General features: G+C 69.8%; 12 protein-coding genes, 1 tRNA gene and 1 pseudogene. 4 read left to right on the top strand and 10 right to left on the bottom strand.

The window, feature by feature from the left end; translation table 11 throughout:
• Positions 1–3 precede the first annotated feature (3 nt).
• Complete coding sequence (locus P3T35_RS13230) at positions 4–1,050, bottom strand: LLM class F420-dependent oxidoreductase (protein WP_101379472.1); 1,047 nt, start codon at positions 1,048–1,050, stop codon at positions 4–6.
• Positions 1,051–1,200: 150 nt separating this feature from the next.
• Between P3T35_RS13230 and P3T35_RS13235 the strand changes: the two genes are divergently transcribed.
• Entirely contained in the window at positions 1,201–2,196 is a 996-nt protein-coding gene (locus tag P3T35_RS13235; protein ID WP_101379473.1) for an aldo/keto reductase, read from the top strand.
• Between the two features lie 10 nt (positions 2,197–2,206).
• Positions 2,207–4,372: an AAA family ATPase gene (locus P3T35_RS13240; RefSeq protein ID WP_280705981.1), complete on the top strand. Its 2,166-nt coding sequence runs from the start codon at positions 2,207–2,209 to the stop codon at positions 4,370–4,372.
• Positions 4,373–4,458: 86 nt separating this feature from the next.
• Here the strand turns inward: P3T35_RS13240 and P3T35_RS13245 are convergent, their stop codons facing one another.
• A complete protein-coding gene (locus tag P3T35_RS13245) occupies positions 4,459–5,067 on the bottom strand; it encodes a hypothetical protein (RefSeq protein WP_101379475.1) in 609 nt (202 codons plus the stop codon).
• A gap of 443 nt (positions 5,068–5,510) precedes the next feature.
• Here P3T35_RS13245 and P3T35_RS13250 point away from each other — a divergent pair, with 443 nt between their 5' ends.
• Positions 5,511–5,705: a DUF5703 family protein gene (locus P3T35_RS13250; protein ID WP_220140391.1), complete on the top strand. Its 195-nt coding sequence runs from the start codon at positions 5,511–5,513 to the stop codon at positions 5,703–5,705.
• A gap of 115 nt (positions 5,706–5,820) precedes the next feature.
• Here P3T35_RS13250 and P3T35_RS13255 read toward each other — a convergent pair whose 3' ends face one another.
• The 3 genes from P3T35_RS13255 to P3T35_RS13265 form a co-directional block, all read right to left on the bottom strand.
• The gene (locus tag P3T35_RS13255) at positions 5,821–6,603 is read right to left on the bottom strand and encodes a chaplin family protein (protein WP_348533413.1); all 783 of its coding nucleotides are present in this window, start codon (positions 6,601–6,603) and stop codon (positions 5,821–5,823) included.
• Positions 6,604–6,814: 211 nt separating this feature from the next.
• Positions 6,815–7,009 (bottom strand): chaplin, encoded by a 195-nt coding sequence (locus tag P3T35_RS13260; RefSeq protein ID WP_280706013.1) that lies wholly within the window; start codon positions 7,007–7,009, stop codon positions 6,815–6,817.
• Positions 7,010–7,236: 227 nt separating this feature from the next.
• On the bottom strand, positions 7,237–8,568 hold the full coding sequence (locus P3T35_RS13265; RefSeq protein WP_101379479.1) for a M20/M25/M40 family metallo-hydrolase: 1,332 nt from the start codon (positions 8,566–8,568) through the stop codon (positions 7,237–7,239).
• 238 nt (positions 8,569–8,806) lie between these two features.
• On the opposite strand from P3T35_RS13265, the gene P3T35_RS13270 reads away from it, so the two are divergent.
• Positions 8,807–8,891, top strand: a tRNA-Leu gene (locus P3T35_RS13270).
• Between the two features lie 187 nt (positions 8,892–9,078).
• Here P3T35_RS13270 and P3T35_RS13275 read toward each other — a convergent pair.
• The 5 genes and pseudogenes from P3T35_RS13275 to P3T35_RS13295 form a co-directional block, all read right to left on the bottom strand.
• Positions 9,079–10,204: pseudogene (locus P3T35_RS13275) on the bottom strand (integrase core domain-containing protein).
• A 382-nt stretch (positions 10,205–10,586) separates the two neighbouring features.
• Complete coding sequence (locus P3T35_RS13280) at positions 10,587–10,880, bottom strand: hypothetical protein (protein ID WP_143676759.1); 294 nt, start codon at positions 10,878–10,880, stop codon at positions 10,587–10,589.
• A 454-nt stretch (positions 10,881–11,334) separates the two neighbouring features.
• On the bottom strand, positions 11,335–12,420 hold the full coding sequence (locus P3T35_RS13285; protein WP_101379480.1) for an integrase core domain-containing protein: 1,086 nt from the start codon (positions 12,418–12,420) through the stop codon (positions 11,335–11,337).
• A 340-nt stretch (positions 12,421–12,760) separates the two neighbouring features.
• Positions 12,761–13,444, bottom strand: coding sequence for a hypothetical protein (locus tag P3T35_RS13290; protein WP_101379481.1), 684 nt, complete (start codon positions 13,442–13,444; stop codon positions 12,761–12,763).
• Between the two features lie 167 nt (positions 13,445–13,611).
• On the bottom strand, positions 13,612–15,030 hold the full coding sequence (locus P3T35_RS13295; RefSeq protein ID WP_101379482.1) for an RHS repeat-associated core domain-containing protein: 1,419 nt from the start codon (positions 15,028–15,030) through the stop codon (positions 13,612–13,614).
• Between the last annotated feature and the right edge of the window lie 241 nt (positions 15,031–15,271).

Consider the following 15,271-nt stretch of genomic DNA (forward strand, 5'->3'; position numbering starts at 1 on the left):
CCGTCAGGCCAGCCCCGCCAGCTCCAGGGCGTCCACCGCGGTGCGCAGCGCGGTCACCCGCTCGTCCAGGGTCCAGCCGGTCGGGGCCAGGGTCAGGGTGGTCACCCCGGCGTCGGCGTAGGCGCGCATCCGATCGGCGATCCGCTCCTTGGTGCCGAGCAGGGCGAAGGCGTCGATCAGGTCGTGCGGCACGGCGGCGGCCGCGCCCTGCTTGTCGCCGGCCAGGTAGCGCTGCTGGATCTCGGCCGCGGCCTCCTCGTAGCCCATCCGGCAGGCCAGCTGGTTGTAGAAGTTCTTCTCCTTGCTGCCCATCCCGCCGATGTAGAGCGCCGCGTGGTCGCGCAGCGAGTCGGCGGCCGCCGCGACGTCCTCGCCGACCGCGATGCTGACGGTGGGACAGAGGTCGAAGCCGTCGAGGGTCAGCCCGGCCTTGGCCCGGCCGGCCCGCAGCGGGGCGAGCGAGAGCTCGGCGTGCTCGGGCGAGAAGAAGATGCCCAGCCAGCCGTCGGCGATCTCGCCGGTCTGCTCCAGGTTCTTCGGGCCGATCGCGGCGATGTACAGCGGGATGTGCTCGCGCACCGGATGCACCGTCAGCTTCAGCGGCTTGCCCGGGCCGCCGGGCAGCGGCAGCGTCCAGTTGGCGCCCTGGTGGGTCAGCCGCTCGCGGGACATCGCCTTGCGGATGATCTCCACGTACTCCCGGGTGCGCCCGAGCGGCTTGTCGAACCTGACGCCGTACCAGCCCTCCGACACCTGCGGCCCGGAGACCCCGAGGCCGAGCCGGAACCGGCCGCCGGAGAGCGCGTCCAGGGTGGCCGCCGTCATCGCGGTCATCGCCGGGGTCCGGGCCGGGATCTGGAAGATCGCCGAGCCCACGTCGATCCGCTCGGTCCTGGCGGCGACGAAGGCGAGCACCGTGGCGGCGTCCGAGCCGTACGCCTCGGCGGCCCAGCAGACCGCGTAGCCGAGCTGGTCGGCCTCCTGGGCGACCGCGATGTTGTCGGCGTCCATGCCGAGTCCCCAGTAGCCGAGGTTGATGCCGAGTCGCATGACGTGCACGCCTTTCCCGAGGGGCCGTTGCGGGCCACGGTAGCCGTGGCCGCGGCGGTCTTGCTACCGACGGGTAGGCGTGGCGAGCGTCACATTGCGGCGGGCGACGGTTACGATCACGGTCACCAAGAGTGAGGGGGTCCTGCGCCCATGGAACGACGCAATCTGGGCCGCACCGGCCTGCGGGTCTCCCGACTGGGACTGGGCACCATGACCTGGACCCGGGACACCGACGAAGCCGAGGCCGCCGACCAGCTCAAGACCTTCGTGGACGCCGGCGGGACCCTGGTGGACACCGCCGACCTCTACGGCGACGGTGCCGCCGAGCACCTGCTCGCCCGGCTGATGGACGGTCTGATCCCGCGCTCGGAGCTGGTGATCGCCACCCGGGCCGGCGCGTCCACCGAGCCCGGCACCCGGGGTGCCGCAGCCACCGGCGGCTCCTCGCGCAGCGCCCTGCTGGCCGCCCTGGACGCCTCGCTGCGCCGGCTCGGCACGGACCACGTGGACCTCTGGCAGGTGCCCGCCTTCGACCCGGCCACCCCGACCGAGGAGACCATGCACGCGCTGGACCTGGCGGTCGCCTCCGGCCGGGCCCGCTACGCCGGGGTGGCCGGCTACTGCGGCTGGCAGCTGGCCAAGGCCGCCACCTGGCAGCTGGCCGCGCCCGGGCGGGTGCCGCTGGCCGCGACCCAGCTGGAGTACTCGCTGCTGCAGCGCGGCGCCGAACGCGAGGCGCTGCCCGCCGCGCTGGACGCCGGGATCGGCCTGCTCGCCTCCTCACCGCTGGGGCGCGGGGTGCTGACCGGCAAGTACCGGCACGGCATTCCGCAGGACTCCCGGGGCAACTCGCCCCACCTCGCCGGGTATGTCCAGCCCTATCTCGGCGAGCGGTCCCGGCGGATCGTGGACGCGCTCTCCACCGCCGCCGACGGCCTGGCCAGCAGCTCGCTGGCGGTGGCGCTCTCCTGGGTCCGGGACCGGCCCGGGGTGGCGGCCGCGATCGTGGGTGCGCGCACCGCCGCCCAGCTGCACACGGCGCTGTCGGTGGAGGCGCTTACGCTTCCGGATGAGATCCGCGGTGCGCTCGACGACATCTCGGCGCCGGTGCGTCGCTACCCTGATCAGGACTGGAACGAACTGTGAGTCAGCAACTGTGAGTCAGACGGACGAACCGGCGGCCGACGGCCCCGAGCCCGACGCGGGGACAGCGCAGGCTCCCTCGGAGGAGGCGGCCGCCGCCGAGACGCCGGTGCCCGAGCCCCGAGCCGCCGACGAGCGGCCCGCGGGCGGCCAGGCCCCCGCGGCGGGCGTCACCGGCTTCACGCCCCGGACCGTGGACCCGGCGCGCCGCGCCGCCGAGCTGGCCGCGCTGACCGAGGCCGTGCGGGCCGTGGAGCGGCGCACCCCCGACGCACCGTCACGCCCCGCCCCGGCGAAGCCCGGCTCCCCGGCCGACGCCCCCGCCGCTCCCGACGCCCCGGCCACCGCGGCGCCGGCGCCCGCGCCGGCGGCCACGCCCCGGCTGGAGCTCCCGGCTGACGCGCTGCGCGCCACCGTGCAGTTGCTCACCCACGGTGGAGCGCCCGCTGCGGCCGCCGAGCAGCTGGCGCACGCCGCCCTGACCACGCTCGGCGAGCAGGCGCCCGACACCCTCCAGCAGGACCCGTGGGCCCTGCTGGCGCTGCCCGGGGTGCGCCCCGAACAGGCCGACGGCTTCGCCAAGGCACTGCTCGGCCCCGCCGCCGGCCCCGATGACCCGCGCCGCGGCCGGGCGCTGGCCGTCTGGCTGCTGGAGCAGGCCGCGCTGCGCGGCCACTCCGCGCTGACCGCCGACGAGCTGCGCGCCGGGCTGGAGAAGCTCGGCCTGCCCGACCCGGAGCAGGCGGTGCAGGCCGCCGTCGAGGACGGCCGGGTGCTGCCGTTCCAGGAGGAGGAGACCGGTCCGGGCGCCCGCGAGGTCGGCGAGGACGAGGAGCCGCCGATGCGGCTGCTGCTGGCGCTGGACCGGCTGGCACAGGCCGAGGAGGAGACCGCCGAGGGCCTGGCCCGGCTGCTCTCCACCTTCGGGACGCCGGTCGAGGCAGCCGCGACGCCGGTCGAGGCAGCCACCCCTGAGGTCGAGCCGGCTGCTCCCGAGGTCGAGCCGGCTGCTCCCGGCGAGGCCGACTGGGAGGCGGCCGCCGGCGCGGCCGGCTCCGCCTCGGCCGCCGCGCTGATCCGCGCCGTCGCCGCCGACCCGCTGGTGCTGCACACCGGGGACGCCGCCTCGCGCGGTGAGCTCGCCGCCCTGCTGCGCGCCGCCCGCGCGCTCGGCCTGCGGGCCCGGGCCGCCGCCTGGACCGAGTACGGCCGCGATGCCCTGGGCGAGCCCGAGTCGCTGACCCTCGCTGAGCTGCTGCGCCCCGGCGCCGTCGAGCGCACCGAGGAGGGCGCCCTGGCGCTGGACCTGCTGATCGTCCAGGACGCCCCGCTGCTCGACCTGGAGCAGGCCGCCACCCTGGTCGAGGCCCTGGCCGACGGCACCCGGCTGGTGCTCAGCGGCGACCCGGGCCAGCTCTGGTCGGCCGGCCCCGGGCGGCTGTTCGCCGATCTGCTGGCCGCCAAGGTGTGCCCGCAGGTGGCCTCCCGCACCCCCGACCTCGGCCCGATCGGCGAGCTGGTCTCCGGCATCGGCGTTGGCGAGCTGACCACCGTGGAGGCGCCGGACAAGGAGGTGGTGATCGTCACCGCCCGCGAGTCCTCCGAGGCGGTGCACCGGGCCGTGCAGCTGCTCACCGAGTCGATTCCGCGTGCGCTGGGCATCCCCGCCGAGCAGACGGTGCTGCTGACCCCCGGCCACGGCGGCCCGGCCGGCACCCGGGCGCTCAACGCCGCCGCCAAGGCCCGGCTGAACCCCGGCCCCGGGCGGTTCGGCGGCTTCGATCCGGGCGACCGGGTGGTCTACTCGCCGCTGCCCGGGATCAACCATCCGGGGCGGGTGCTGGGCGGCGACCGGGACGGCCTGCGGCTGGCCCTGGCCGACGGCAGCGAGCTGGTGCTGCCGCCCGCCCAGGTCGACCGGCTGCGGCACGGCTGGTCGCTGACGGTCCATCAGGCGGCCGGGCGGCGCTGGCCGGCGGCCGTCGTGGTGCTGCCCGAGGAGGCGGGCCCCGGGCTGACCCGGCAGTGGGTCTACACCGCGTTCGGACGGGCCGAGCGGCACCTCTCGGTGGTGCACGCGGCCGGTCCCGCGCTGGCCCAGGCCGTGGCCGAGCGCCCCGCCACGCCGCGCACCACCCGGCTGCGCGCCCTGCTGGCCGAGAACGCCCCGCAGGACTGAAGCACGGGGCTGACGCATCGTCAGAAGCGTTTGGGGCGGCCCCCGGTCACGATCGCGGGAGCCGCCCCGACGTCTTGCGTCCTCGGTCAGCCGAGGCCGTCCTCCTCGTCGTACACCTCGCTGACGTCGAAGCGGCAGAGCAGCAGGTGCGGGTCCGGGCTGTCGAAGGGCTCGGCGAGCCACTCCCCCGGGTCGGTCGGGTCGGTGGCCGCCACCCAGATCGTGGCGTCGCCCTCCTCCAGGCCGAACTCCTCGGCCCGCGCGGCGATCTCGTCCGGCTCGTACTCGCCGAAGACCGCGCCGACCGCGGCCGCCGTCACCCCCTGGCCGCCGCGCTCGGCCGATTCGAGCGAGGAGTCCACCCGCTCGGCCTGCGCGCGCAGCCGGCGCGGGTCGGCGATCCGGTAGTCGCGGCGGATCAGCACGCTGATCGCCTCGGGCTCCTCCGGGCCCTGGTAGCTGCCCGGGCCGCCGTCGCCGGGGACCTCGAACGGGGTCACTTCGTCATAGACCTCGTAGAGCAGTTGGTCGTAGTGGATGGCCGCCGCAGCCAACTCCTCGTAGGCGGCGAAGACCGCGGGATCGTCTGCGGTGGTGGTGCTGGACACCGCTTCCAAATGGCGGTCGATGGCGGCCTTGACCGCCTCGGCGGCTTCGCGTACCTCGGTCCGGTTGAGCTGCGCGGCATCAGACATGGGACAGACGCTATCCGCACCCGGGCCCATGATGCACAGGGGCTACCGTCTCAGTTTGCGAAAGCCCGGCAACTTGACCCGCGATGTCCGAAGCGTGCGCTTCTGTGCCCGCCGCGGCGTTTCCTGGTTCCGCCCTCGGGAATTGATTACGCATCAGTTCGCGGAACCGGGAGAATGGCGCGTGACCGGTCAGGACGGTGCTCCGGGTGGGCGTGTCGCGCCCCGGCGGCGGTCGGCCCCGGGTCGGCTCCCGCAGGCCCGGCGCGGTGGCCGCGGGCTTGCCGCAGGGCCGGTGTCAGTGTCACTGGCAAGTCGTAGGCTTGCCCGCAGACAGCACTGAGCAGACATACCGAACAGACAGACCGAGCAGACAAGCCGAGCAGACAAGCCGAGCACAGAACGCAGCAGGCAACGCTGAGGAGGCGACGTTGACCCCACCGAAGCTGGTCCGGCAGCCCGAGTACGAGTACCAGTCGCTGCGCATGCCGCGCGGCACCACGCGCAACGCGGCCCGACAGCTGCTGACGGAGCACGCCGAGTACGGGCACTGGGAGCTGGACCGGCTGCGGCTCTATCCGGACGGCAGCCGCACGGTCCGGCTGCGGCGTCGGATCATCCGGCAGGTCCGCAGCTGGTGACCGCCGGCCGTCGACGGTAGCCGTCGGCCGCCGGGAAGTGCGTGCCTGGTTGCCCTTGCGGGCGAGGCCCGGTTGCGGGCGGGTAGGCACGCACTCCCCGCCCCCGGGAGCCCCGTCAGGAGGCCCTGCGCCCCTTGCGGTAGAGCACGCCGCCGGCCAGCAGCAGGCCCAGGCCCGCCGGAGCCAGCACGTCCAGGCCGCTGACCCCGGTGTAGGCCAGCTTGGTGGCGGCCGGCGCGGACTCGGCCGACACCTGGGTGGTCCCGGGTGCGGCCGACCGCCCGATCGGCGTCCCGTGGGTGTCGGCCACCGGGGCGCCCGGCGGCACGTTCGAAGCGGGCGGCACGTTCGAAGCGGGCGGCACGTTCGATGCGGGCGGCGCCGGCGGCGGGGTGTCGCAGCCGCCGGTGCACTGCTGCGGGGTCGGGGCCGGCGGCGGGGTGTGGACGCCTTGGCTGACGGACGTGTTGGCACACTCATTGCCGAACGCCGGGTTGAGCGCACCGATCACGTCGACCGAGTCGCCGCAGGCGTTGACCGGCACGTCGACCGGTACCTGGGCGTTGTTGCCGGAGCCGACGCCCGGTGACCCCTTGGCGACGCCGGAGGCCGAGCTGCCGGCCACCGAACCGCTGGTGCTGCCGTGACCGCCGGGGCCGTTCTGGTCCCCGCCGTGGTGGTGACCCGACGAGCTGGTGTTGGCGCACTGGTTCCCGAAGGCCGGGTTGAGCGCGCCGACCACGTCGATCGTGTCGCCGCAGATGTTGATCGGAACCTCGATCGGCACCTGGACGCTGTTCCCGGAGGCGACGCCCGGCGAGCCGACCGCCGCGCCCTGGGCGCCGGCCGCCGCATAGGCGTAGCCCCCTGCGGACGCCAGCACGGAACCGGTGGCCACCGCCGTGAGGATCCCTTTTTTGGCAACCTGTCGCATACATACCCCTGTCATGTGACGGTCGGAAATTCCGACGAATGCTTTTGCCGCCCACAATTCAACGAGCCATGCTCGAAAAGGTTGAGCCATCCGGCTGCATATCACCCGATCAGGTGGATTCAAACGCGAAGTGGGGCGGTCCCGAAGCGGGACCGCCCCACAGCAATCGCCGGGCCTACTGGTTGACGCAGGTGTTGCCGAACGCCGGGTTCAGCAGGCCGATCACGTTGATCGTGTCGCCGCAGACGTTGACCGGGATGTGCACCGGCACCTGGACCACGTTGCCGGACAGCACGCCGGGCGAGCCCACCGCGGCGCCCTCCGCGCCGGCACCCCCGGCCGCCGCGGCGGCACCGGCGGCCCCCAGCATCAGGCCACCGGCGGCGACGGTCACGGCAGCGATCTTCTTGACGTTCATCCATTCCTCCTGATCATCCGAGCGGCTCGGTCACCCGTGCCGCCAAATGAGTGAACGAGCCGCCGCCGAACGGGGGACGGTGGCCGTTGGTTTCTCACTCGCGCCGGTGATAACCGGCTCAGGAGATTGACGGAACATCAGAGGAGATCATGGTCGGCTCCCGGCGCGGGAACCCCTGCTCAGCAGGCGTCGATGAACCGGTCCAGCACCCGGACGCCGAACTTCAGACCCTCCACCGGCACCCGCTCGTCCACGCCGTGGAACATCCCTGCGAAGTCCAGCTCCGGCGGCAGCTGCAGCGGCGCGAAGCCGAAGCAGCGGATGCCGAGGTCGGTGAACGACTTGGCGTCGGTGCCGCCGGAGAGGCAGTACGGCACGGCCCGGGCGATCGGGTCCTCCGCCCGCAGCGCCTGCTGCATGGCGTCCACCAGCGCGCCGTCGAAGCTGGTCTCGATGGCCTTGTCCGAGTGCAGGCTCTCCCGCTTCACGCGCGGGCCGAGCACCCGGTCGAGCTCGGCGAGGAACTCCTCCTCGTACCCGGGCAGGAACCGCCCGTCCACGTGCGCGGTGGCCTGCCCGGGGATCACGTTGACCTTGTACCCCGCGCCCAGCATGGTCGGCTGTGCGGTGTTGCGCAGCGTGGTGCCGATCATCTTGGCGATGCCGCCGAGGATCCGCAGCGTCTCGTCCATGTCCTCCGGGTCGAGCGGCACGCCCAGCGCGTCCGACAGCTCGTCCAGGAAGGAACGGACGGTCTTGGTGATCCGCAGCGGGAACTCGTGCCGCCCCAGCCGGGCCACCGCCTCGCACAGCTCGGTGATGGCGTTGTCGTCGTTCATCATCGAGCCGTGCCCGGCCCGGCCCTCGACCGTCAGGCGCATCCAGTGCATGCCCTTCTCGGCCGTCTCGACCAGGTAGAGCCGCGCCTTGTCGTTGACCGTGAACGAGAAGCCGCCGACCTCGCCGATCGCCTCGGTCACGCCTTCGAAGAGCCCCGGGTGCTTGTCCACCAGGAACCGCGCGCCGTAGCTGCCGCCGGCCTCCTCGTCCGCCAGGAACGCCAGCACCAGGTCGCGCGGAGGCTTGCGTCCGGTGCGCAGCCGGTCGCGGACCACGGCCAGGGTCATCGCGTCCATGTCCTTCATGTCCACGGCCCCGCGGCCCCAGACGCAGCCGTCCGCGATCTCGCCGGAGAACGGGTGGTGCGTCCAGTCGTCGGCGTTGGCCGGAACCACATCGGTGTGCCCGTGGATCAGCAGCCCGGGCCGCGACCGGTCCTCGCCCTCGATCCGCACCACCAGCGAGGCCCGCCCCTTGGCCGACTCGATGATCGTGGGCTCCACGCCGAACTCGGCCAGCTGCTCGGCGACGTACTCGGCCGCCGCCCGCTCACCGGGCCCGGAGTTGTCGCCGTAGTTGCTGGTGTCGATCCGGATCAGGTCACGGCAGATGTCGGCGACCTCCGACTCGCCGTTCACCCGGGCCCCACCCGCCACCGTCGACTCGCTCATGCGCCCTCCTCGTCCATCGGCCGCTCTGACCGCGCTCCGGCCATCCTCCCCCAGTCACCCCGCCACCCCAAGGGCATCTCGCGCCGAACCTCCCCGATCCCAGTCGTCCACCCCCCAGCCACCCCCACTCCCCCAGGCTTTTGGGACCCCGCACCGTTCTTTGCTACAGTTATCCATGTCAGCGCGGCCGACGAGCGGTTACCGAAACGGGTACTACTCAGGCCGAGCGGACCACCTAGTCCGGGTGGCGGAATGGCAGACGCGCTAGCTTGAGGTGCTAGTGCCCTTTATCGGGCGTGGGGGTTCAAGTCCCCCCTCGGACACGACCCATTCGCCAACATTGTTGGCAAGGGAATGCAGGTCAGGAGCAATCCTGACCTGCATTTTGCGTTGTGCGTGGTTGTAGTCGCAGTGCAGGCCGAGAGCGGCGTAGGTCTGGCGCTTGATCTCGGGGTTGGCGTCGCGCAGGACGTCGACCATTGCGGCTGCCGAATACATCATCCGACCAGGTCAGGCGGCGTGCCGGTACTCGTGGATCACTCCGCCGAGCCGGTCATGTCGGCGTATGTCCAGGCGGGAGATCTGTCTGGGATCGGTGATCGGTTCGGGGACCGCTCGGAGGGGTGCCGCTTGATTCATGGCCTGGTGGGGCCGGTGCGCGTTGTGATGCTGCTCGAACTCGCGCAGGGCGTGGCGAAGGTGGCGTTCGTTCCAGATCAAGGTCCGATCCAGCAGCTCGTGGCGGCAGGTCTGCACCCAGCGCTCCATGATGGAGTTCATCCGCGGTACGCGGATGCCGGAGAGCACGACCTGGATGCCGGCGTCGCCCAGGATCTGGTCGAAGAGAGCCGGGAACTTCGCATCTCGGTCACGGATCAGGTAGTTGACGGTGGCTCCAGCGTCCTCGAGGTCCATGACCAGGTTCCGGGCGGCCTGATCGACCCAGTGGGCGGTGGGATGCGCGGTGGTTCCCAGGATGCGGACGATGGGGGCACCTCCCGGCCGAAGGCTGGGGGAGGGTGGCGTGCTCGATGACCGCGAGGATGTACTGGCGTTGGCCGGTCAAGGTGACGGTCTCGATGAAGTCGCACGCCAGGAGGGCGTCAGCCTGGGAGCGCAGGAAGTCGGCCCAGGTGGTGGCGCTGCGGTCGGGCGCGGGGTCGATCCCTTCGGCTTTGAAGATCTCCCAGATGGTGGAGGCGGCGATCTTGATGCCGAGGGTGGCGAGTTCGCCGTGCACGCGCCTGTAGCCCCACGACGGGTTCTCCCGCACCAGGCGCAGGACCAGTACACGGATCGAGCGGACAGTAGGCGGTCGCCCCGGTCGTCTTGGCCGGCAGGTGCGGGCGTGGCGCTGCTTCATCAGGTCACGGTGCCATCGAAGAACGGTGTCCGGTTGGACCAACAGTCTCAGGCGGCGCAGCACCTCGCGCGGCAGCGGGGCGAGGAGCGCAGCGAGCAAGGCGCGGTCCTCCGGAGCGAACCTCACCCTGTCCGCACCGAGCTGCCGCTCAAGGACAGTGAGCTGATGGCGCAGCACGAGGATCTCCACGTCCTTGTCCCGGTCGCTCATCGACAGCAGCCGCAGGACGGCAAGCGCGTTGGTGACAGTCAGGTATGCCAAGCGAAGCAACACAAGTGATCATCCTGCCGCAACCACCAGGCCAGTCCTTGAGCTGCATGGATGGCATTCTCGGCAGGCGCAATGTCGCCCAGACACCAGGAAACCAAAATCAGGGCGGCAACGGAGTCCACAGCCAGGAGATTCGAATGGCATTCACGTGCGTCCCTCTCCGCCGGGGCTGGTGCCGTAGGACCCCAGCCCCGGCGGAGAGGTTGTTGCGGAGTTAGGCTGTCCAACTAGTGCTCTGCGACTGACAGCGCGCTGCCATCAGAAGTCTGCTGACTGGCAGGCACGCTCGCGAGCGATATAGCGATTTTGGCCAGCACTCCAGACGCAAGTCGATGCCCTCTCTAATTTCAATCGGACCACTTAGCGGATAGCACAATCCCCCGGGCTAATTTTTGCCAAAAGCATCGTCAACCTTTGACAGCCAATCCGAATCTGCAAGTTCTGCCTCAACAAGCAGATCGCGCCAATCAATCTCCATAAGCCGAATCGCATCGAGAAGATTATCGATGCTACCGTTCGCGACGATCACAATAGCGGCTGCGAACCTCTCGCTGGCAGCCTGACCAAATACCCTAAGCTCAGCTTCTTCCAGTAGTGAAATAACAGAGCTCGCCTCCACTCCATATTGGTCCGTAATCACGGCAGCAATACGGTTTGTGACTGCCACAAATACCTCCACGAATCGACTGCAAAGTTGGAGAACTCTAGCCAGATTGGATGCCAGGAGCAAGACGCTCTCGATTATTGCATCGGGGGAAACAGGTAGTCTCCACTCCGGGTGTAGCCCGCCTCACCAAGCTGCCTTAGCTCCCGAGCAAATATGGTCTCTTCACCTTTCCCGTTTTTAGGTTTCCTTCCTCGGGCGAGGCAACATACACGGGCTGGCGCGCCTTAATTACCCCCTGGACCCATCGGTCGTTTTCATCTAGGGAATATTTATCACCCGGCAGTTCAAGAACTTCATGACCAGGCCAGGGTTTTGCCAGATGAACATCCTCCTGCCTCCCTATTACGGCAAATTCGTCGGTCGACGCCGAGGGGAGTGAGATGCAAAGTGAATTATGGACCAGTCGCCTGCCGCTCCTACGGTGTGTCCTGGGACCGTGTGAGGCTCGGAAAGTCATCGCCGCTGGTCAAGCTGCGTATCGGTACTCGTTGATGACACCGCCGAGAACGCGGGTGCGCAGGAGTCTGCGGCTCTCGAGGTCGTCCGCGGCGGTGGTCTGCTCGTGGGCGTCGGGTGGTAGCTGGTTGCGGGCGCGATGGGGACGGTGCTCGTTGTAGTGCTGCTGGTAGGCGGCCAGGACGTGCCGGGCGTGGGCCTGGTTCATGATGAGGACATGGTCCAGTGCCTCACGCCGGATGCTGCCGATCACCCGTTCGCAGTGGGCGTTCATCCGGGGAACTCGCGGCGCGCTCTTGAGGATCTCCATCTCCTCGGCCTCGAAGACGGCGTCGAAGGACTGCCCGTACTTGCCGTCGCGGTCACGCAGCAGGAAGCGCAGGGACTCCGTGCGCCTGCCGAGGACGGCGGCCACGTTCCTGGCCTGCTGCACCACCCAGTCACGGGTGGGGAGGGCAGTGACGCCGGCGCTGTGCAGGCGCCGGGTGCCGTGCTCGAGGAACGCCAGCGCGTACAGGCGCTGACCGCGCACCGTGTCGAGATGGAAGAAGTCGACGGCGATGATGCCCTCGGCCTGGGCCGCGAGGAACTCTCGCCAGGTCGGGCCGGTGCGGCGCGGAGCCGGGTCGATGCCCACAGTGTGGAGGATCTCCCGCACCGTGGATGCGGCGATCGGGTGCCCGAGGCGGGCGAGTTCCCCCTGGATCCGCTTGTGGCCCCACCCCGCGTTCTCCCGAGCCAGGCGTAGCACGAGGTTCTTGAGCGCCGCTCTCGTCGGCGGCCGCCCGGTGCGGGTGCGCCATGTGCTGTAGTCCCACTTCGCCGCGATGAGTCGACGATGCCACGCCAGCAGCGTCCCAGGCGTCACCGGGAAGACCGCCCGCCAACGGTGGCGGGGTATCAGGCTGGACAGTGCCGCCAGCCAGAACCGATCCTCCGGTTCATAGCGCACCGGGCCAGCGAGGTGGCGACGCAGCACCGTGTTCTCGTGCCTGAGCACGAGCAGCTCCGCCTCCTTGGCGGTGTCACAGCGCAGCAGCACCTTGGGGAAGGACAACAGCCTGCGCGCCACCTTGTACAGCATCGAAACGATCACGCGAACATGCTGCCAGCCGGGCTCGTCCCACCCATTTCACCTGCGGCGATGACTTTCCGAGCCCGACAAGGTGTCAGGCCACCCGAAGGCGCGGTGACGGCCTGCGGTGTTCCCGTCCATGTCGCCCATGGTGGTGAGAATGAGGGATGCTGCGCCCCAGTGCTCGTCCGTGTCGTAGTCGACGACGTCGTCTTCGACGTCCCAGCAGCTATCCTTTCGGCTTACGGTCTCGCCCGTCGCCGCTCCCGAGGCCGATCCGTCCCGCCAGGGCGGGAAGAAACCGTCCGAATCGGGGGAGCCGCCGGACTGCTGACCAGTCGGTGTGGGCGCCGTGGCAGGATCAGTTCGGCGCTGTTTCGAGCTGATCCGACTCCAATGCTGACAGGACCAGCGCGGTCACGGTCAGTACGGTGTCCCAGTCCTCCTGGATGAGCTCAGGAAGGTCTTCCAAGAGTGTCGGCGGCATCGTGCTGCCGACCGCGCTGGCCAGCAGGTGCGACAGGCGAATCCCTGGCCGGAGTAGGCAGAGACCGATGTCCCAACTTATTTGGCCCTCTTGTACGGAGACACCGAGGTGCTCGGCAGCCGTCAGGTTGTCGGGCGTCGCCGATGCGAAGGCGAGCAGTGCCGCCGTCACCTTGTCGCCGAGCTCCTCCGGTGGCGTATGAGGCTGCTCCCCGATCGCCCACAGGGCCGCGCGGAACTCGGCCTGAGCGGGGCGTGGAGCCGCCTCGCTGTCATGGATCGGGGGGGACCCGAGTGCGGATAGGACCAGCTTCGCGACCCGGAGAGCGCAGTCCCACTCCTGCTGGGGGAGGCCAGGCCACCGCTCCTGCACCTGTTCCGGTATGTCGGCACCGTCTGCTAGCCACAGCACGTGGTCGAGGCGGACCGCGTAGTCCTTGAGACAGAGGCCGAGATCCGAGCGCCCGAAGTCGTCCTCCTCTGCCGCGACGTCGAGTTGTGCGGCGGCTGCGAGATTCTCGGGGGTCTCCGTACCGAACGCCAGCAGCCCGTCGATCACGTCCGCGGCCAGCTGTTCTGGGGCCGTTTCCCATCGGTCGCCTACTGCCCACAGAGCGGCCCGGAACCGAACGCGGTCTCCTGGACCAGCTGGCGCGGTCTGTTCCCTCACTGTATTTGCCCTCCTCACATCGGCATGACCGAGCCTACGGCCGGTACCGGCGGGAATCACCGCCGCCTCCGCTTCGCGGCGTTGCCGCGGTCGATCTTCGAAACGGTTGTTTGCTCGACGAAGGAGTTGAAGTTGTCGATCTGGCTGGCTGGTACCTCGAAGCGTCCCGGCTCATTTGTGGGCTTGGTTTCGTACTGCTTGAGCCAATCGAGCACGCCGGGCTTGCAGCGGAACTCCATCTTGTGCGTGTAGTGCTTGGGCTGACCGAGATTTCCGGCGCTAAGGTCGGCGTTCGCCTTCGCGATCCACTTCGGCTGGTTCTGATGGGGTTTGAACTTCGGTACGAGGCCGCCCTTCCCGCCGTTAGCGGCCACGGCCTGCTTGGCTTCATCCTCACTGCCGTAGCGGATGATGATCTCGCATTTGTCCTTCTTCGCCAGTCCTAGCGGGTCGATCTCGGTCAGCGGGTTGCCGACGTACGCGTATGGATCGGCGGCGGGTTCGAGGCCGAGCGGGTCGGGACTCAAATAGCGTGCGGTGTGGGGATCGTAGTAGCGGTAGAGGTTGTAATGCAGGCCGCTCTCGCGGTCGAGGTACTGGCCGGGGAACCGCAGCGGGCAGTCCACGGGACTGTCCGAGGTTGAAGCCTCTCGGCCCCACAGGGTGCTGCGGGCGCGCCAGGCGATTGCGGCACGCTCGTCGATGAGTTCGGTCGGTGTGCCGGCCAGGTCGGTGACGATCATGTAGAAGCGCCGATCGATCTCACGCTGCGAGACGTCGCGCAGACTCACTCTCTGTGCGAGTGCTCGGTGTTCCTCTGGTTCCCAGTCCCAGGTGGTGGTCTGCACCGTGCCGACCCGGAGGTTGGTGTGGACTTGCTCAACCAGAAGGGTGTCGTCCCAGACGAAGACGGTCTGCTCCTCCACGTTCGTGCCGTCGGCGCTCAGCCGGTCCTTTGCGACCCGCCGGCCGAACGGATCGTAGAGGTAGCGCCACTGTTCTCCGCTCGGTGTGGTCAAGGAGAGAAGTCGGTCATCAGCATCCCAGGAGTACTCCCACACCCGGGTTCCGCCGGACAGAAGCCGCCGGGTCTGCCGGACGAGGCGACCCTGGCCGTCGTACTCGTAGCTGGTCCGGCCCGCTCGCTCGAGAAGGGCGCCGGCGTATTTGCGCTCGCCGAGAGTGTCGTTCTGGGAGGGTGCAGCCGGTGTTGGCCACCCGGCCTGGGTGAGGTTCCCAGCCTGGTCGTAAGCATAGGCCTCGTGCCAGTTCGCGCCCGTGACGGCGGTGATCCGGCCCGAAGTGTCCAGCGTGAGACTGCGGGAGAACCCTGCTGTGTCAGTGATTGTCGTGAGTCGGTCGTCCTGCCAACCGAACGACCGTTGCTGTACAGTCCGGGCGACCCCGTCCGCAGAGGTGCTGATCTGCTGCTCGATGAGCCGGTCGGCACCGCCCCACGTCTGGGCCAGCAACACGCCGCCGAGCTTCCGTGATATCTCCCGTCCCGCCCGGTCGTATCCGAAGCTGAGCGTGCGTGACCCCGCTGTCAGAGCGTCTATCCGGCCATGCGTTCCGTACGACCATGCGCTCTCGGCTCCGCTGGGTGTGCGGCGGGTCGTACGCCTGAAGGACTCCGTTGCCTAATTCGGTGTCAGGCGGTGAGTGTGAGGTCGAGGCGGGCCAGGTGGCTGGTTCGGTCTCGATCGAGGGGGCTGG

Source organism: Kitasatospora sp. GP30 (assembly GCF_029892145.1).
Taxonomy (GTDB): Bacteria; Actinomycetota; Actinomycetes; order Streptomycetales; family Streptomycetaceae; genus Kitasatospora; species Kitasatospora acidiphila.

Bases quoted from the DNA above. Each gene is read 5' to 3' on its own strand.
- P3T35_RS13235 (WP_101379473.1), top strand. From the start codon at position 1,201: ATGGAACGACGCAATCTGGGCCGCACCGGCCTGCGGGTCTCCCGACTG.
- P3T35_RS13265 (WP_101379479.1), bottom strand. From the start codon at position 8,568: ATGAGCGAGTCGACGGTGGCGGGTGGGGCCCGGGTGAACGGCGAGTCG.
- P3T35_RS13245 (WP_101379475.1), bottom strand. From the start codon at position 5,067: ATGTCTGATGCCGCGCAGCTCAACCGGACCGAGGTACGCGAAGCCGCC.
- P3T35_RS13260 (WP_280706013.1), bottom strand. From the start codon at position 7,009: ATGCTGGGGGCCGCCGGTGCCGCCGCGGCGGCCGGGGGTGCCGGCGCG.
- P3T35_RS13230 (WP_101379472.1), bottom strand. From the start codon at position 1,050: ATGCGACTCGGCATCAACCTCGGCTACTGGGGACTCGGCATGGACGCC.